The 17,111-nt window shown below is 61.4% G+C and carries 17 protein-coding genes; 10 read left to right on the forward strand and 7 right to left on the reverse strand.

What is annotated here, in order from left to right:
• Positions 1-1,476: 1,476 nt before the first annotated feature.
• From KUA23_RS17380 to KUA23_RS17395, 4 genes are all read left to right on the forward strand, one after another.
• Positions 1,477-1,860, forward strand: coding sequence for a hypothetical protein (locus tag KUA23_RS17380; RefSeq protein WP_252992502.1), 384 nt, complete (start codon positions 1,477-1,479; stop codon positions 1,858-1,860).
• Between the two features lie 75 nt (positions 1,861-1,935).
• Entirely contained in the window at positions 1,936-2,427 is a 492-nt protein-coding gene (locus tag KUA23_RS17385) for a GNAT family N-acetyltransferase (RefSeq protein ID WP_252992503.1), read from the forward strand.
• 2 nt (positions 2,428-2,429) lie between these two features.
• Positions 2,430-2,855 (forward strand): GNAT family N-acetyltransferase, encoded by a 426-nt coding sequence (locus KUA23_RS17390; protein ID WP_099491739.1) that lies wholly within the window; start codon positions 2,430-2,432, stop codon positions 2,853-2,855.
• Positions 2,856-2,987: 132 nt separating this feature from the next.
• A complete protein-coding gene (locus tag KUA23_RS17395; protein ID WP_252992504.1) occupies positions 2,988-3,665 on the forward strand; it encodes a class I SAM-dependent methyltransferase in 678 nt (225 codons plus the stop codon).
• A gap of 5 nt (positions 3,666-3,670) precedes the next feature.
• Here KUA23_RS17395 and KUA23_RS17400 read toward each other — a convergent pair whose 3' ends face one another.
• Positions 3,671-4,882 (reverse strand): TPM domain-containing protein, encoded by a 1,212-nt coding sequence (locus tag KUA23_RS17400; RefSeq protein WP_252992505.1) that lies wholly within the window; start codon positions 4,880-4,882, stop codon positions 3,671-3,673.
• Positions 4,883-5,011: 129 nt separating this feature from the next.
• Between KUA23_RS17400 and KUA23_RS17405 the strand changes: the two genes are divergently transcribed.
• Positions 5,012-5,827: an alpha/beta fold hydrolase gene (locus KUA23_RS17405; protein WP_252992506.1), complete on the forward strand. Its 816-nt coding sequence runs from the start codon at positions 5,012-5,014 to the stop codon at positions 5,825-5,827.
• Positions 5,817-6,959 (forward strand): PAS domain-containing sensor histidine kinase, encoded by a 1,143-nt coding sequence (locus KUA23_RS17410; protein ID WP_252992507.1) that lies wholly within the window; start codon positions 5,817-5,819, stop codon positions 6,957-6,959. Before KUA23_RS17405 ends, KUA23_RS17410 begins: the two co-directional genes overlap by 11 nt.
• Here KUA23_RS17410 and dapF read toward each other — a convergent pair.
• Positions 6,947-7,750 carry a diaminopimelate epimerase gene (gene dapF, locus KUA23_RS17415; RefSeq protein WP_099491747.1) on the reverse strand — a complete coding sequence of 268 codons (804 nt, stop codon included), beginning with the start codon at positions 7,748-7,750 and terminating at the stop codon, positions 6,947-6,949. The two genes, KUA23_RS17410 and dapF, sit on opposite strands and share 13 nt — an antisense overlap.
• Before the next feature lie 71 nt (positions 7,751-7,821).
• Here dapF and KUA23_RS17420 point away from each other — a divergent pair, with 71 nt between their 5' ends.
• On the forward strand, positions 7,822-8,328 hold the full coding sequence (locus tag KUA23_RS17420) for a P-loop nucleotide/nucleoside kinase family protein (RefSeq protein WP_252992508.1): 507 nt from the start codon (positions 7,822-7,824) through the stop codon (positions 8,326-8,328).
• Between the two features lie 17 nt (positions 8,329-8,345).
• Here the strand turns inward: KUA23_RS17420 and KUA23_RS17425 are convergent, their stop codons facing one another.
• Positions 8,346-9,941, reverse strand: coding sequence for a L,D-transpeptidase family protein (locus tag KUA23_RS17425; protein ID WP_100490449.1), 1,596 nt, complete (start codon positions 9,939-9,941; stop codon positions 8,346-8,348).
• Between the two features lie 40 nt (positions 9,942-9,981).
• Between KUA23_RS17425 and KUA23_RS17430 the strand changes: the two genes are divergently transcribed.
• A complete protein-coding gene (locus tag KUA23_RS17430; protein WP_078048866.1) occupies positions 9,982-10,710 on the forward strand; it encodes a murein L,D-transpeptidase catalytic domain family protein in 729 nt (242 codons plus the stop codon).
• A 33-nt stretch (positions 10,711-10,743) separates the two neighbouring features.
• The gene (locus tag KUA23_RS17435; protein WP_252992509.1) at positions 10,744-11,490 is read left to right on the forward strand and encodes a creatininase family protein; all 747 of its coding nucleotides are present in this window, start codon (positions 10,744-10,746) and stop codon (positions 11,488-11,490) included.
• Between the two features lie 990 nt (positions 11,491-12,480).
• Here KUA23_RS17435 and KUA23_RS17440 read toward each other — a convergent pair.
• Both KUA23_RS17440 and KUA23_RS17445 read right to left on the reverse strand, forming a co-directional pair.
• Positions 12,481-12,822, reverse strand: a complete 342-nt coding sequence (locus KUA23_RS17440; protein WP_078048868.1) for a hypothetical protein — start codon at positions 12,820-12,822, stop codon at positions 12,481-12,483.
• 34 nt (positions 12,823-12,856) lie between these two features.
• The gene (locus KUA23_RS17445) at positions 12,857-13,501 is read right to left on the reverse strand and encodes an ATPase (protein ID WP_252992510.1); all 645 of its coding nucleotides are present in this window, start codon (positions 13,499-13,501) and stop codon (positions 12,857-12,859) included.
• A gap of 132 nt (positions 13,502-13,633) precedes the next feature.
• Here KUA23_RS17445 and KUA23_RS17450 point away from each other — a divergent pair, with 132 nt between their 5' ends.
• Positions 13,634-13,906: a hypothetical protein gene (locus KUA23_RS17450; protein ID WP_078048870.1), complete on the forward strand. Its 273-nt coding sequence runs from the start codon at positions 13,634-13,636 to the stop codon at positions 13,904-13,906.
• On the opposite strand, the gene yfcF is transcribed toward KUA23_RS17450, so the two are convergent.
• Complete coding sequence (yfcF, locus tag KUA23_RS17455; RefSeq protein ID WP_078048871.1) at positions 13,881-14,498, reverse strand: glutathione transferase; 618 nt, start codon at positions 14,496-14,498, stop codon at positions 13,881-13,883. The genes KUA23_RS17450 and yfcF overlap by 26 nt on opposite strands.
• A gap of 104 nt (positions 14,499-14,602) precedes the next feature.
• On the reverse strand, positions 14,603-17,032 hold the full coding sequence (locus KUA23_RS17460; RefSeq protein WP_252992511.1) for a TonB-dependent receptor: 2,430 nt from the start codon (positions 17,030-17,032) through the stop codon (positions 14,603-14,605).
• Positions 17,033-17,111: the final 79 nt, after the last annotated feature.

Consider the following 17,111-nt stretch of genomic DNA (forward strand, 5'->3'; position numbering starts at 1 on the left):
TTAGCCTAAGAGAGGAAAGTAGCCCATGACCTGGGCGCTCTATGGGCTGTCCTCTGCGTGAATCTCTCATTCTTGTGCCGAGATCCCCCCAGAACGTAATGCCGTGGTACTTTACGACTAAATCTTTGAGCCGACACTCAATGGCAACTCCGCCTAGATGAGCTGCTGCCGTAGTTCGCGGTACTGTGCAAGCCATTAGTGTTTCAACATCAGCACGCCGCGATTCAAACGCCAATCCGTAGTTTTCCATCCCCCCCCCAAAGCAATGTACATGCGCTGGCACCAGTTGCGTCCCTAAGGCTCAGATACTCGTGCAACCCTAATTTTTTCACGCCTAGTATGTTCGCACATTCAGACGCCAGATGCGCTACTGATATGCTGTGTTTTTACAGCGTCATTCGGAAGGTGAAATCTTCAAATTTGCTCAGTACGCTGGTATTTTCCGGGCATAAAATAAACATGACGACTAATTGTAATCACAATCAGCGAAACTGCTAACGAAGTCGATTTATTTTGCCGTCTTTACATGTCACTCCCGTTCATACACTACTGAGATTGGCCACTCGTTCACTCCCTTTCGCCGTGACTCATCTAGGTTGCACTCATTCGTCTCACCATTTCTAGTCCTTCGTCACTGGCTTACCCAGAGACAGGATTTCTCAGCCCTAAAACGGTTCACACCAAACACCGTCAGACATGCCCCAGCCAAGCCAGACTGCCGAATGTTTTATGGCGGTTGTGCGTGGGATACCTTCGGGTCTGCCGGGCTTTGGTGTAAATCGTCCGGCCTGCGACCCCGCGCACAGCTGCCACCCAGTCTGTTTCGCAGCAGAGCCGGTGGTAATTCTTCTTACTTGACGACTTACAGCATGACGACTCAATACCCGCCCCCGCTGCTTCCCCCCCATATCCCAAGTTGCAACCGACTACCCAGTCCTGCTCATCGACAGGGACGCGCCCCTCAGCGAGTTGCACGCGTGCGCTAGTGAGCGCCTTAACGCCGCCCTTGCCTACCTCCATCTGACGGCCTATTCCAATGTGTCGAACTATGCCGAATACGATATCAATACCGTCGCCAATACCGCCCGGATTCTGGTCTAGGGTGTGGCAGATGTGTTTACGGTACGTGAGGAAACCCGCTTAGGCGGGTTTTCTGGTTTTTGGTTTCTGGTGAGCTGGGAATTGCTGATTTGACTGGGATGGATGATGGCTACATCGACGTCATCGCGACCTCGCTGAGGCTCGAGCGCTCCCACAGGGATCAGCTTCGTATGTTGAGTTCTAGTCAGGGCGATATTCGCAGACCCACAAAAATCCAATGTGGTGGCGATCAGACTTTACGACAGTGCGATGACAATGAGTCTGGACTCGTTACCTTTTGCACAGGCTCCGCTTTTGGAACCAGACGGACGCATACAGCCATAAAGGCTAGCGTGTATTCAACCGTTCTATCAACCTCCATCAGCGAGTACCAGAATGTCTGCTATCCAGTTTCAACCTCTATCGGCATCAACTGTCGTCTCTCAGTCACAGGTTGGCGCACTTGAGAACACCGTCAACACCGCGCCTATCGCCAGAGGAAAAATCGAGGTGCTGGTCAAGGCGAGTGATGTCGACAAAACCATAAATATTGCCTTCAGGATCGCCGAAACGGTGGGCATGGCATTTCCGAACGCGGAAGTTGGCGGCCCGGGACCTGCGAATTTCGAGACGCCGGGGGACGGCTATCCGATCAAGTTTGACTTCCGCCCGGATGGCCCTGATGGCACCTATACCCCCGAACTCCAACAAAAGATCACCTGTTTCAAGGAACAGTTCGCACAGACGCTTCGTCATGAAGGCGTAGAAAACGCACATTGATACGCCGACCTGTGGCTATGCGGTTGCCTGATACCTAAAATGTCACCTTTCAGTCAACACCCCCAGGAAACGCCCATGCCCGCCCTCACCTTCCGCAACGCCCTCCCCGCCGACGCCGCCCGTTGCTTTGAAATCGAAACCACCGCCTACGAAGGTGACGAAGCCGCGACCCTGGAGAAGATCGCCACGCGTATTGCGCAGTACCCGCAAGGCTTTCTGATCCTGGAGGCGGATGACGCGGTGGTGGGTTTCATCAACTGCGGTTGCGCCCACAAGGTGGTGATGTCCGACGAGGCGTTCAAGGAGTTGGTGGGCCATTCGGCCGATGCGCCGAACGTGGTGATCATGTCGGTGGTGGTCGACCCGGCGCATCAGGGCAAGGGTTACTCCAGGCTGCTGATGACCGAATTTGTGCAGCGCATGCGGGCGATGGGCAAGCAGACGATTCACTTGATGTGCAAGCAGCACCACGTGCCGCTGTATGAGCGCATGGGGTACCAGTACGTGCAGCCGTCGCCGTCGGATCACGGTGGCATGGCGTGGCATGAGATGGAGATGGCGCTCTAGCAATGAACACACCGCGCATCGACATCAGTGACCAACCCAACCCCGACGCCGAGCGCATCTTGGGCAGCGGTCTCGCGGCCTTCAATGAAGCCATCACCGGCTACAACGACCGGTGCCTGCTGACGGTGCTGATCAAGGACCCCGACACCCGGCAGGTCCTCGGCGGCATCACCGGTAAAACCACGTTGGGCACGGCGTTCCTCGACCTGTTCCACCTGCCCGATTCATTACGGGGCACGGGGCTCGGCAGTCAGTTACTGCAAGCCTTCGAAGATGAAGCCCGGCGTCGGGGTTGCACAAACGCGGTGCTGTACACCCTGAGTTTCCAGGCACCTGGGTTTTACGAGAAGCACGGCTGGGTACGCTTCGGCGAGATCCCGTGCGAGCCCGAAGGCAGCAGCCGGGTATTTCTGTCCAAGGTGCTGTGACGTTCAGGGTTTTGCCAAACAACCCAGCAGCCGCCCCCCTCTGCGCCGCGCCATTCTCCGCCGCTTGCGAATGTTGCCAGTGCAGGCTTGCCGCAGTAGGGTTTACCCCTGCCCAATGTCCAGGAGCCCAGCATGAGCTTTTTTTCCGACCCCGATGCCGTCGCCCGTTACGCCGAGGGGCCCGTGCGCCTGGTGCCGGGTTTCGATGGGCTGCAACGCATGACCACCCTGCTGCTGCGCGAACGCGTGCCGGTCACGGGCAAGGTGCTGGTGTTGGGTGCGGGCGGTGGCCTGGAGTTGAAGCGCTTTGCCGACGCGGAACCGGGCTGGCGTTTTGTGGGGGTAGACCCATCGGCCGAGATGCTGAAGCTGGCAGAGGCCACCTTGGGTCCGTTGAATGCGCGAACTCAATTGCACGAAGGCTATATCGACACCGCCCCGCTGGGACCTTTCGACGGCGCCACCTGCCTGCTGACCTTGCACTTCATCCCGGCCGAACAGCGCCTGCAAACCCTCAAGGCATTGTGGTTACGCCTGTTACCGGGCGCGCCGCTGGTGGTGGCGCATCACAGCATCCCGCAGGCGCCGGACGATAAGGCCCGCTGGCTGAAGCGCTACGCCGCGTTTGCGGTGGATTCGGGCGTGCCGGCAGCAGATGCCGAGCGAGCGATTGCGGCGATTAGTGAGAAATTGCCGGTGCTGTCACCCGAGGCTGATCAAGCCCTGATGACAGAAGCCGGGTTCGAGGGTGTCGAGTTGTTCTACGCCGGCTTCAGCTTTAGAGGCTGGGTAGGCTATAAACCGCGCTAGCGGCTCTACCAACTCCCGGACGCCCCGCCGCCGCCACTGGAACCACCGCCACCGGAGGAGCTGGAGCTGCTGGAACCGGAGCTGCTGGATCCCGAGCTCGACCCATCGCTCGACCCATCGCTCGACCCAGAGCCACCGCCGGTCTTGCCAAAGATGAACAGCGCCGCAAACGAGGCAATCGGGAACGCGTACAGCCAGCCGTCACGTCCGAGTTCTATCAACACCCCCGCTGCCACATACACCCCCACCGCTGCCGACAGCCGCGCGACAAACCCCACGCGACTTTGCTTCCAGGCAGCCTTCATGATCACCAGCAGCACCAGGTACAAACCCAGCACCACCAGCGCACCCAGCGGAAATACCAGCCAATGGATGAAGTTGACGTCGGCGTACTGACGATCAATCACCACCAACCCAAGGATGTACGCCAGCAGCCCGACGACGCAGTAAAACACCGAGCGTGCCATCCACAATGCGCCGAAGGTTGCGCCACCGATGAGCAGGGTCAACGGCATCACCAGCAAGAACACCAGCCAGTCGCGCCCTCCGCCCAGGATCGCGAGCAGCACGGTGGCCGCCACCGTGGCAATCAAGGCGCGGCGCCAGTGCAGCTTGCCGGCACTGATCAGCACACCGCCAACCGCGCCGATGACAAACGCCAGCAGTATTGCAATGAACTGGGGATTGATCCCCCGCCCCGCGATCTTGGGCAGATCACCACCGTCTACCAGCACCACCAGGTCGTTCACTCCCTGGGACACACCGCCCGCGAAATCCCCTTGGCGAAACGCCGGCGTGATGTGTTCTTCGATAATGCGATGGGCCAGCAAATCCGTGACCGTGCCTTCCAGGCCATAGCCGACTTCGATGCGCACCTTGCGGTCCTCCTTGGCCACCACCAGCAGGATACCGTCATTGATGTCCTTGCGGCCCAGCTTCCAGGCGCGGAACAGCTGGTTGGCGTAATCCTCGATGCTCGCGCCGCCGGTGGTGGGCACCAGCAGCACGGCCACTTGCGAGCCTTTGCGCTGTTCGAGGTCGGCGAGCTGGTTTTTCAGACGGGTGGTGGTGGCGGCATCCAGGGTGTTGGTGAGGTCGATCACCCGCTGGTCAAGGGCCACGCCGATGGGCGAAGTGCCCGCCTGGGCGTTGCCCAGCAGGCCAAAGACCACCAGCGCTACCAGGCTCAACACGGATTGCCGCAAAATCGCCATCATGCTTTGTTACCTGAAATTTCTTCCTGAAGGCGGCGACTTTACCTTAACGGCGCTATAACGCGTGACCCCACGCCTGTGACTATCTAAACTCCCTGCAGTCATAGCAATACGCCACAACCGAGAAAAACCATGGACTTACTCCACCGTAACAATGTCAGCGTGATGGGCAACGGGACCTCGACCCTGGTGTTTTCCCACGGGTTCGGCTGCAACCAGGCTATGTGGAACTACCTGGCGCCGCATTTCCTGGAACGCTTTCGCGTGGTGATGTACGACCTGGTGGGCGCGGGGCTGTCAGACTTGGGCGCCTTCGACAAGGCCAAGTACGGCACGCTGGAGGGCTACGCCCGTGACCTCAATGAAATCATCGAGGCCTACGCCGTCGGCCCGGTGATCCTGGTGGGGCATTCGGTCAGCGCAATGATCGGCGCCATCGCCGACCGCCTGGCCCCCGGCCGCATCAGTGCCCATGTGATGATCGGGCCATCGCCGCGCTATATCGATGAAGACGGCTACATCGGCGGCTTCAAACGCGGCGATATCGAGGACCTGCTCGACACCCTCGACAGCAACTACCTCGGCTGGTCCAGCGCCATGGCCCCGGTGATCATGGGCGCACCGGATCAACCGGCGCTGGGCGAAGCGTTGACCGAGAGTTTCTGCCGCACTGAACCTGAGATCGCCAAGCAATTCGCGCGGGTGACGTTCATGTCGGACAACCGCCAGGACGTGATCGGCCTGGCCACCCCAGTGCTGATCCTGCAATCCACCGATGACCTGATCGCTCCCGTCGCCGTAGGTGAATACCTGCACAGCGTGCTGTCCCACAGCCGCTATTGCCTGGTGGAGAACATCGGCCATTGCCCGCACATGAGCGCGCCACAGGCCTGCGCAGCAGCCATGGACGATTTCCTGGCACCCTGGGCGGTTGCGCGTGCCAGCTGAGCTATTCGACAGCGCGGCCTGCGCCCTGGCCGTCACCGCGCAAGATGGCATGATCCTGCAAGCCAACGCGCGCTTCAGCGAGTGGCTGGGGTTCAGCAACACCGAGCTGTGCGGCAAGCGTTTCCAGGATTTACTGACCATGGGCGGACGCATCTTCCACCAGACTCACCTAGCCCCGATGTTGCGCATGCATGGCAGCGTCACCGAAGTGAAGCTCGACATGCTGCACCGCGACGGCCACAAGGTCACTGTACTGCTCAACGGCATCCAGCGTGAACAGGCCGACAGCGTGGTGTACGACCTGGCGTTGTTCGGCACCACCGACCGCGACAAGTACGAACGCGAGCTGCTCAACGCCCGCAACTTGGCCGAAGCGTTGTTGCAGGAAAAAACCGCCACCGAACTGGCCCTGCAGCAGGCTCAGGCCGAGCTGCGCGAGGCCTACGCCGTTTCCCAACGCCGCGCGCTGTTCGCTGAACAGATGGTGGCGATTGTCAGCCACGACCTGAAAAACCCGCTCACGGCGATTCGCATGGCCTCTGACTTTCTCAGCCGCAGCGAACGCACGCCCAAGGAGCGCCAGTTGCTGGGGCATATCGGCCAGTCATCCGAACGCGCCCAACGCATGATCGCCGACCTGCTGGACTTTACCCAGGCCCGGGTCGGCCAGGGCATCAGCATCAAGGCGGCCCCCCTGGATCTGCACAGCGTGATCCATCGCGCCGTGGATGAACTGCGCGTGGCGTTCCCCATGGCGACGCTGGAGCATCACAGCGAAGGCCAAGGCGACGCGAGCCTGGACCCCGACCGTGTGCAGCAGATCATTGGCAACCTGGTGGCCAACAGCGTGGCCTATGGCGACCTGCAGCGGCCGATCACGGTCACGTCACGGCTGTGCGATGGCGCGTGTGAAGTGTCCGTGCACAACTACGGCGAACCGATTCCCGAAAGCTTGCTGGCCGGGCTGTTCGAACCCATGACCCGTGGCACCGACCAAGGCAGCGATGTGCGCAGCGTGGGCCTGGGCCTGTACATCGTGCGCGAGTTGGCCAGGGTGCATGGCGGGGATGTGGCGGTGAAGTCCTGTGCGGTGGGCGGTACCACCTTTACGGTGACGTTTCAGGGCAAATAAGCACTGCCCTGTAGCACCGGCTCCACGCGCCCGGTCAACACCACCCCGCCCTGCCCGTCCCAGTGCACCGTCACTGTGCCGCCATCGCACTGCACCTGCACCGTGGCATCCAGCAATCCTCGCCGGATCCCATTGACCACGGCCCCGCAGCAGCACGAGCCAGACCCCAACGGCACGCCGCCGCCGCGCTCCCAGATGCGTAGGCGGATATGGCCACGATCAAGTACCTGCACGAAATGCACATTGGTCTTGGCCGGGAACAGCGGGTGCGTTTCCAGCGCAGGCCCCACGGCCGCCACGTCGACAGCCGCAATGTCTTCCACAAAATACGTGCAATGCGGGTTGCCCATGCTGCACGCCGCCGGGTTGCCCTCGATGGGCAAGGTGCGCGTGTCCACGGCCTCGGCCAGCGGTACCGCCGACCAGTCCAGCGACGGTTCGCCCATGTTCACCGAGACGTGTTGCCCCGGCGCACGTACACAGGTCAGCAAGCCCCGGTCGGTTCGCAACACCACCGACGCCGTGCCGGTTTCATGCATCAAACGGTCGGCCACGCCACGGGTGGCGCTGCCGCAGGTGGCCAGCGGCGTGCCGTTGGGGTTCCAGAACTTGACGCGCGCAGCGGCATCGTCACAGTCGAGCACCACGGCCAGTTGGTTGAAGCCGATCCCGGTATGACGATCGCCCAGCTGGCGGGCGACCTTCGCGGTGATGGGATCATCCAGGCCACGGCGATCAACGATGATGAAATCGTCGCCATGGGCGTGCATTTTCACGAACGGCAGAAGCATCGGGTGTCCTGTGGTCGACCTGTGGGGCACTGAAGGATACCCTGACTGGCCCAATTTCATGAGACCTCTCCATGCTCATTGTCTTCAGCGGACTGCCCGGCACTGGCAAGACCACCATCGCCCGCGAACTGGCGCGCCAGACCGGCGCGGTTTACCTGCGTATCGACGTGATCGAACAGGCGATCCGCAAGGCCGGCGTACTGGCCGGCGATGTGGGTGCCAGCGGCTACGGCGTAGCGAATGCGCTGGCGTTGAGCAATCTGCAGGTGGGGCACACCGTGGTGGCGGACTGCGTGAACCCGGTCAGGGAAAGCCGAGAGGCGTGGAAGGCCGTCGCTGCGACGGCAAAGGTGGTGTTGCTGGATATCCTGGTGACCTGCTCGGACCGGGAGGAACATCAACGACGGGTAGAAACCCGAACAGGCGACATTCCCGGCCTGATTCCACCCACCTGGCAGTCCGTTCTCGCACACGAATATGAAGCGTGGGAGAGCAGGCCCCTAGAGATCGACACTGCCCTCATGACGCCGGAGCAGGCGGTAACTGTGGTGAGCAGGCTTGCCCGCTCACCCCGGTAATCTCGCCCTCTCGCGCCTCAAAGCACACTCCCCATCGCCTTCATCAACACCAGATCGCGCGCGTAGATATCCGGCGCATACACCAAGCCGCCCTGGCGGTCGACCTCCACCGTCCAGTAGCCCAGCAGCACCGGCACCGGCGTGGCCAGCCTGAATTCATGGGTTACGCCGGTGGCCAGCAGTTCATCGGTGCGGGCGCGTTCGGCCGGGCTCACCAGCAGATCCCGCAGCAACAAAGGTTGTTCAACCCTGACACAGCCTGAGCTGAATGCCCGCGGCCCCTTGGTGAACAGTGGCTGGCTCGGCGTGTCGTGCAGGTACACCGAGTACGGGTTGGGGAAGCGCATCACGATCTTGCCCAGCGGGTTGCGGGGGCCGGCTTCCTGGCGCAGCAGGATATTGCCGGGGCGCGCCCAGTCGATCTGTTCCGGCGCCAGCGGGTGGCCTTCGGCGTCGAGCACTTGCAGGTTCTGCTGGCGCAGGTATTCGGGGTTGAGGCGGATCGCCGGGAGTTTATCCTCGCGCATGATGGTGGGCGGGATGGTCCAGGTCGGGTTGAGGGTCAGCCGGGTGATGCGCGATTTCAGCAGCGGCGTCTGGCGTTCGGCGCGGCCGACTTGCAGGCGGGTTTGCCACACGGGAATGCCGCTCTGGTACACGCTCAATTGCGCGGCGGCGACGTTGACCAGCACACCTTCGGGCTCCAGGTCCTGGGCCAGCCAGCGGAAGCGCTCAAGGTTGATGCGCAGTTGTTCGCGACGCACGGCCGGGCTGATGTTGAGTTCGGCCACGGTACCGGCGCCGATCACGCCATCGGCCTGCAGCGAATGGCTGAGCTGGAACGCCTTGACCGCCTTGACCAGGTCGTCGCGGTATTGCTTGCCGCTGGGCGCCTTGGCCAGGTAGCCGCCACTGATCAGGCGCCGCGCCAGTTCCGGGACGCGCGGGTCTTCCATGCCGGGACGCAACAGCGGGCCCGTGGCGACCGGGTCCCAATGCGGCAACGGCTGCTGGCGCACGGTGGAATAGGCATTGCGCAGGCTGCGGTACAAATCGGCGCTGGGCCGGGCCTGGTCGAACGCTTGGGCCATGTCTTGCAGGCCCGTGGCGGCAAAGGCCAGCACGTCAATGCTGGGGTCGCGGGTCGGCGGCTGGGAATGCCACAGCGGTTCGAAGCGCGATTGCTCCAGGCGCCCGTAGTGCAAATCCTGCAGGGCTTGCAGGTAGTGCTGGCTGGTGTCGATATCGCTGCACAGCACGTTGGCCGTGGCATCCGCCGCAGGCAGGCTATAGTGGGTGGGGTCCAGGCCGTCATCGGCCAGCAGCAACAACTGAGATTGCAGGGCTTGGCGACGCTCGTCGGCGGACCACAACGGCACATTACCCTGCTGTTGGTAGAAAGCTTGCAGGCGCAGTTGGGCGGCGGCGTCGATCTGCGGCGCCAGACCGGGGCAGACACTGGGCAGTTGCGCCAGGGCCTGTTGGACCGGCGCCAGATCGACCGGCGCCGGCGTTGTGACCGGCAACGGCTCGACCGGCAGCGCGTCGGCTGTCGCGACCAATGGTGCAACGAGCAGGCAAATGCTCAAGTAACATGCGTGTTTTTTGAACAATTGACTTTGCTCCAATCCACAGTGGGGGGATGTACTGTAGATGCTGACTTTTATGTGCCGGCTCGGGATGACCACCCTGGGCTTGATCACCGTGAGCCTGGCCGCTTTGAGCACGACTGCGCTCGCCGCCAATGGCACTCCTCCTTCCTTGTATAGCAGCCTGGCGCGCTCGGCTCCAGAACTCAATCCCACTGTACTCAAAAGCGCCCTGAACGCGGTCCAGTGCGCAGTCAATAATGGCGAGGAACGTTCCGAGCGCCTAGCGGTTATTGACTACTCCCAGCCTTCGACCGCCCGTCGGCTGTGGATCTTCGATTTGCGCAAGAAGACCCTAGTGCTGCGCGACCTGGTTGCCCATGGCGCCAAGTCCGGGGAAAACTTCGCCACCCAGTTCTCCAACCTCGAAGGCAGCCACCAGTCCAGCCTGGGCCTGTTCCGCACCCAGGAAAGTTACCTGGGCACCCACGGCTACTCGCTGCGCATGGATGGCCTGGAGCCGGGTTTCAATGACCTGGCCCGCGACCGCGCCATCGTGATTCATGCGGCCGACTACGTGAGCCCCCTGTGGAGCAAGCGCGAAGGCCGCATCGGCCGCAGCCAGGGTTGCCCAGCCGTGCGCCCGCAGGTGGCGCGTCAAGTGGTGGACAAGCTCAAGGATGGGCAGTTCATGTTTTCCTGGTATCCCGACCAACGTTGGCTGAAGTCCTCGACGTACCTCAATTGCAAACCCCAGCAGGTGGCGAGTAGTCGTACAATCCGTGGCGGATAGCCTGTCCCCATCGATAAAAAAAGAGAGCCACACATGCTTCTACACCACTCCACCTGGATCGAGATCGGCCAGTTCCTGGAACGCAGCCGCACGGTGGTGATTCCCATCGGTTCCAATGAACAGCACGGCCCCACCGGCCTGCTGGGCACCGACTGGATGTGCCCGGAAATCATCGCCAATGCGGCGCAGAAGAACGCCGACATCCTGATCGGCCCGACCTTCAATATCGGCATGGCCCAGCATCACTTGGGTTTTCCCGGCACCATTTCCCTGCGCCCTTCCACCTTCATCGCTGCGATTGGCGATTGGGTGCGCTCACTGGCGGGGCATGGTTTCGAGAAAATTCTGTTTCTGAACGGCCACGGCGGCAATATCGCCACCATCGAAGCAGCGTTCTCGGAGCTGTACGCCGAGGCCAGCTTCGCCCGCCGCCCTGCCGGGTTCGCGCTGAAACTGGTGAACTGGTGGGACCTGGAAGGCGTGAGCGACCTGGCCCAACGCCAATTCCCGGTGGGCCATGGCAGCCATGCCACCCCATCGGAGATTGCGGTGACACAGTGGGCGTACCCAGACTCGATCAAGACTGCCGACTACTCACCACAAATCGCCAACACCGGGCCGATCCGTGAAGCGCTGGACTTCCGCGCACGCTTCCCCGACGGACGCATGGGCTCGGACCCGGCGCTGGCGACAATAGAGAAAGGTGGAGAGTTAGTGGCGTTGGCGGCGCAAGGGTTGGTCAAGACAGTCAACGCGTTCAGTAACGAAGCCAAACCATGAGCCCTACGTGAATCAAAAAAAGTGGGAGGGGCGCTTGCCTGCGTAGGCCATACACACCCCCCGTAGCAACAAACCTAACCACAATGCGAAGCGAGCCGCTCTTGATCCAGCTTTTGATTTTGCTTTTGATCTCAGGCGCCCCGTCAAACACGCTGGCCGGAATTCGACAGGGATTTGGGGGGTAAACCGGCAGGGATGCCGGTTTAGCCGCCCCGCGCCATGGATGGCGCGTGGCGGCGGCCCCCCAAATACCTGTCGGATTACGGGCACACCGAGCCTAGGCGAGGTGCCGAGTGTTGGGGCAAGAGCCCTTTGGTTACTTTGGGGCTTTTCCAAAGTGACCCGCCGTAAGGGCGGAACCCATAGCAGCCGTTACCCAAATAACGGATATGTACTCGGTCTGATCCAACATCCAGGTCGGCTGTCAGGCCGCCTTCGCAGGCAAGCCAGTTCCCACATTTTGGATCGCGGGGCGACAGTTAGATTGTGGTCGGCTGTTAGGCCGCTTTCGCAGGCAAGCCAGCTCCCACATTTGGATCGCGGGGTGACAGTTAGATTGTGGTCGGCTGTTAGGCCGCTTTCGCAGGCAAGCCAGCTCCCACATTTGGATCGCGGGTGACAGTTAGATTGTGGTCGGGTGTCTGGCCGCTTTGGCAGGCAAGCCAGCTCCCACATTTTTGGATCGTGGGGGTGACAGTTAGATTGTGGTCGGCTGTCAGGCCGCTTTCGCAGGCAAGCCAGCTCCCACATTTTTGAATCGTGGGGTGACAGTTAGATTGTGGTCGGGTGTCAGGCCGCTTTCGCAGGCAAGCCAGCTCCCACATTTTTGAATCGTGGGGTGACAGTTAGATTGTGGTCGGGTGTCAGGCCGCTTTCGCAGGCAAGCCAGCTCCCACATTTGGATCGTGGGGTGACAGTTAGATAGCGGTCGGCTATCAGGCCGCCAGCGCAAGCCAGCCCCCACCCACATCAGCTATGCACGCCCCGGAGTTATTTGCACTCTTGCGCCGCCAACTCCAACCGCGATGGCGTGATCGTCGACGCCAGCGGCTTGCGCTCATACAGAAACACCTTGCCGCCGTCCTGGGACTTGTAGGCCTCCAGCACATCATCGGCAGCAATCTTACTGGTCAACACCACCTTGGCGTGACGCGAGTTCTGCGTGACGGTCGAGGTAATCCCATGCTTTTCCAGCTTGGGCAATACACACTGCACATAGGCCTCAGGCCCCTTGCTGGTTTGCAAGGTAAGGGTTGGGGCGTTGGGGGCGGTGACACAACCGGCCAGCAACAGGGAGGCTAGGGCCAAGGCCGGGACGAAAAGAGCGCGCATGAAAAATTCCTGACTACAAAAATAAAGGTTCATATCAACCGGCACGGACCAAAGACTTGAGCGACGCATCAAACTGCTTCAAGGCATCGAGCTGCACATCACGTTGCTGCTCGATCTGCGCGGCAATCTCCGGCGCGGCTTTGTCATGCACCCACACCGACGGCACCTGCTTGTGCACCGAGCCTTCGGCCTTGGCGATGTACTGCAGGTTCGCGTCATAGAACCGCGCAACAAAGCGTGCCTCGACCACATCATTACGCGGGGTCAGCAGTTGGTTGTGGGTATCGAGCATCACCACCACATCCGGGTGAGCCTGCACCAACGCATCCAGGTTGTCGTAGACAGTCACCGACAAAAAGGTGCCTTGCAACGAGCTCATCAACCAGTCGATGGCCAGCTCTGGATCGGAACTGTTGACGAACGCCTGGCGGATACGCCCGTCGAGGGCATCCTTGGCACCATTCAAGGCCATGTCGTGGTAGCGTTCAAGGTAGCCGAGGTTGTCGCGGGTGTTGTCGCTCAGCAAGACACCCACCGACTGTGCATGCTGCAGGGATTCTACGCTAGCGCCGATAGGTAGCAAATGGCCCGTACGCAGATCGTCTGCGAGTGCCGCGTTGTTGATAGCCACGGTGCCCAGCATCAAAGCCATCAACGCCAGCTGAATAAACGTCCTCATCGCGCATTTCCTTGAACAGCGTCTCGATGGGGCTGATTTTCCGCTTTTCCAGCAAAAACAGAACTTGCGATCCGTGATGGTGACTATTATCTGAACCGATAGTGCACCCATAAAACCTATAAGGACCACGCTATGAAGCCTCACCAGAAAACCTTCGACCGCATCCGCGAAGCCGTCCTGCCGGAATTTCGCGAGCGCGTCGCCGATTACCTAGTCGACTATGAAGACGTGCTGCAGGACGCCGCGGCGAGTGCCGACCAGGTCCGCGCCAGCGCCCATCAACTGCGCGGTTACCTGCGTGGCTTGAACACCACGCGGGTATTGGGCATGGCGGATTGGGAGGACCTGGACCGCCGCGTCTTGCAGATCACCGAACGCTCTACTGCGCAGGGCGTTGTTGATTGACCCACGCCTGTACGGACGGTCGCAGCCACTGGCGGCGCGCGTATTCCACCAACTCGGCAGGCACGCTGTCGCCATTGAGAATGAGGCGATTGAGCATCACGGCCAGGTCCACGTCAGCGATGGACCACTCACCGAACAAGTACGCCGGATTACCCGCCAACAGCGCCTGGGCCGCCTTGATCAACTTCGCCGCCGCTGCTTCAGCCACAGGCGACAGTGGCGGCATCTTTTGCCCGTAGAACACCACCATCGTCGAGCGCTCCTGACGGATCGCCAGCAAGTCGCTGCGCAGCCATGCCTGCACCTGACGCGCCCTCGCCCGCTGTTTTGGATCGGCCGGGTACAGCGGCGTCTCGGGGTAGGCCTGCTCCAGGTACTCGGTGATCGCCGAGGACTCGGACAGCGCAAAATCGCCTTCTACCAAGGTGGGCACGCGCTGGGTCAGGGACAGTTGGGCAAAGTCGGCCGCGTGCTGTTGCGCGGCATCCAGGTCCAGGGTGATCGTGTCGAACGCCAGACCTTTTTCGCGCAGGGCGACAAACACCGACATGGCATAAGGGCTGGTGTACAGATGATCCACATACAGGCGCATAACGATTCTCCTTGAGGGGAACACCACGCTACGAGATGTGCCACAAGAAAGACAATGCGCTGTTTTTATGGGGGCATTCCTTGGCGGAATACTGGGTTTGCCGATCAGAAGTCCACCGTTGCCGACAGCTTGACCGTGCGCGGCTCGCCCTGGGTCAGGTAGTTGTTGGCGGTCGACGCCGACGCCCAATACGCTTTGTTCGCCACGTTCTCAACGTTGGCGCGCAGGGTGATGTACTTGTCGTCGGCCTTGAAGCCATAGCGGGCGCCGAGGTCGACGCGGGTCCAGGCGGGGATGCTCAGGGTGTTGGTGGCGTTGACGTACTCGCCACCGGTGCGCAGCATCCGCGCGTTGACGGCGGCGCCCTGGAGGCCGGGAATATCCCAGTCAGCGCCAATGTTGTACTGGAAACGCGGCACGCCGGCGGCGCGGTTGCCGTCGCTGAGGCCGTTGGAGGTGTTTTTCAGTTCGGTGTTCATCCAGGTCGCACCGGCCAGCAGGCGCAGGCCGTCGACCGGTTCGCCGAAGACGTTCAGCTCCACGCCTTTGTTGATCTGCTCGCCGTCGACGCTGAAGGTGTTGGTGCCATTGGCGTTGGTGTTGGTGGCGCTGCTCGGCTGCTCGATGCGGTAGACACCCAGGGTCGCGCCAAAGGTATCCCAATCCAGCTTGACCCCCGCTTCGGTCTGTTTGCTACGGTTGGGCGCGAACACCTCGCCGGGGTTGGTGACGTTGGTTAGCGGCGCCGTCGGCCCCTGGGCCAGCCCCTCGATGCGGTTGGCATAGAACGACACGTGCTCCCACGGCTTGACCACCAGGCCATACACCGGCGTGGTGATGCTTTCGGCATAGTTGGCAGTGCGCACACCCGTGGTGGTGTTCCACCCATCCACTTCAATGGTCTGGCGCCGCACGCCCAGGGTCAGCAGTACGCGATCATCGATAAAGCCCAGGGTGTCGGACACCGCTGCGCTCTTGATGCGGTTCTTGCCGACAATACGCGGGTCATGGATATCACTGCCGAAGTACGTGACGCTGGGGCGCGGAATCTGCGTTGGATTGTACAGATTGCCCGGCCGACGGTTGGCCTGCAGGATCGCCTCGAAGGCCGAACGCTGCTCTCCCCAAATACCCGACAAGCCGAAGTTGACTTGATGGGTCACTGGCCCGGTAGTGAAGTGCCCATTCAAACCGGCCATGGCGCTCTTGTTATCTTCATCGTGGGGCGAGTACAAAAAGCCCACGCGACCGCTGCCATCGTTGCCCACATACAGCGACGAATACTGGCCGTTTTCCCGCGTGTGCTTGGCGCCACCGCCCACATACGCCGTCCAGCTTTCATTCAAATCGTATTCGGCGTTGAACATGCCGTAAGTGTCTTCCAGCTCCGACCAGCTCCAGTCCTGGGCGTAGTTGTGCTTGGCGGACGGCGCCTTCGGCACCTGGGTGCCATTGGGATACACCACCGAACGACCGTTGTTGATGCGCTCTTTCTGGTAGCCAAAGTCGGTCGACACCCGTAGGCGATCGCCGCGGTAATCCAAGGCCACCGCCACCAGTTGCGAGCTTTTGAATTCATCCTCAGTGGCTGTGTCGCCGCCATGCTTGGCGAGGTTGACCCGCGCGCCGAAGCGGTTGTCTTCGCCGAACCGCTGGCCGAGGTCGAGATGGCCGCCGCTCTGGCCATCGGTGGTGGTGTCGAGGGTGATGCTGCGGGTGGGCACCTCTTCGGCACGCTTGGGCACCAGGTTGACGCTGCCGCCAATGCCGCTGCCCGCAGGCGACACGCCGTTGACGAACGCATTGGGGCCCTTGAACAACTCGACCCGCTCCAGCGCCTCGGTGGTGATGATCTGCCGTGGCAGTACGCCGTACAGGCCGTTGAAGGCAATGTCATCGGTGTTCAGCGGCAGGCCGCGAATGGTGAACACCTGGGAAAAATTGCCAAAGCCGGAGGACTGGCGCACCGACGCATCATTGAGCAGCACATCGCCCACGGTGCGCGCCTGCTGGTCGGCGATGGCCTTGGCGGTGTAGCTGACCACGCTGAACGGCACGTCATTGATCGAACGGTTGCCCAACACACCGAGGCGCGCCGAACGTGCGACCTGGCCACCGGCATAGGTGTCCGCTTGCGCCCCGCTCTCCCCACTGATGGTGGTCGCACCCAACTGCAACGCGTCGCCCGTCGGCTCAGGCACCAGGGTGTAGCCGTTGGCGCCGGTGCTTTGCAGGGCATAGCCGCTGCCTTGCAGCAACTGCGTGAAACCCGCGTGTGCGGTGAAACTGCCCTGCAAACCGGCGCTTTGCTGGTCATTGAGCAGCGTGGAATCAAACGACAACGGCACCCCGGACAACGCCGCAAACTGCGCCAGCACATTGCCCAACGGCGCCGGCGCCAGGTTGTAGCTGCGCACCGCGCTGGTCGACGCTGCGTCTGCGGCCACAGCGCTGTGCAACGGAGCCATGGCTGCCAGGGCAACCGCCAGGCTCAAGGCCTTCAAGGGACGGATGGGGTGCGGTGTGAAGGTCATGGAGATTCCTGTCGGCGCGGTGCAAAGTTGAGGGTTCTCCCCTACACCGAGCGACAACGAAAAAGGTATCAGCGAACGT

Source organism: Pseudomonas pergaminensis (genome assembly GCF_024112395.2).
GTDB classification, from domain to species: Bacteria; Pseudomonadota; Gammaproteobacteria; order Pseudomonadales; family Pseudomonadaceae; genus Aquipseudomonas; species Aquipseudomonas pergaminensis.

Coding starts and splice junctions, on each gene's coding strand:
- KUA23_RS17385 (WP_252992503.1), top strand. CDS start 1,936: ATGCCCGCCCTCACCTTCCGCAACGCCCTCCCCGCCGACGCCGCCCGT.
- KUA23_RS17395 (WP_252992504.1), top strand. CDS start 2,988: ATGAGCTTTTTTTCCGACCCCGATGCCGTCGCCCGTTACGCCGAGGGG.
- KUA23_RS17390 (WP_099491739.1), top strand. CDS start 2,430: ATGAACACACCGCGCATCGACATCAGTGACCAACCCAACCCCGACGCC.
- KUA23_RS17445 (WP_252992510.1), bottom strand. CDS start 13,501: ATGAGGACGTTTATTCAGCTGGCGTTGATGGCTTTGATGCTGGGCACC.
- KUA23_RS17460 (WP_252992511.1), bottom strand. CDS start 17,032: ATGACCTTCACACCGCACCCCATCCGTCCCTTGAAGGCCTTGAGCCTG.
- KUA23_RS17420 (WP_252992508.1), top strand. CDS start 7,822: ATGCTCATTGTCTTCAGCGGACTGCCCGGCACTGGCAAGACCACCATC.
- KUA23_RS17435 (WP_252992509.1), top strand. CDS start 10,744: ATGCTTCTACACCACTCCACCTGGATCGAGATCGGCCAGTTCCTGGAA.
- KUA23_RS17380 (WP_252992502.1), top strand. CDS start 1,477: ATGTCTGCTATCCAGTTTCAACCTCTATCGGCATCAACTGTCGTCTCT.
- KUA23_RS17450 (WP_078048870.1), top strand. CDS start 13,634: ATGAAGCCTCACCAGAAAACCTTCGACCGCATCCGCGAAGCCGTCCTG.
- dapF (WP_099491747.1), bottom strand. CDS start 7,750: ATGCTTCTGCCGTTCGTGAAAATGCACGCCCATGGCGACGATTTCATC.
- KUA23_RS17440 (WP_078048868.1), bottom strand. CDS start 12,822: ATGCGCGCTCTTTTCGTCCCGGCCTTGGCCCTAGCCTCCCTGTTGCTG.
- KUA23_RS17430 (WP_078048866.1), top strand. CDS start 9,982: ATGCTGACTTTTATGTGCCGGCTCGGGATGACCACCCTGGGCTTGATC.
- KUA23_RS17400 (WP_252992505.1), bottom strand. CDS start 4,882: ATGATGGCGATTTTGCGGCAATCCGTGTTGAGCCTGGTAGCGCTGGTG.
- yfcF (WP_078048871.1), bottom strand. CDS start 14,498: ATGCGCCTGTATGTGGATCATCTGTACACCAGCCCTTATGCCATGTCG.
- KUA23_RS17405 (WP_252992506.1), top strand. CDS start 5,012: ATGGACTTACTCCACCGTAACAATGTCAGCGTGATGGGCAACGGGACC.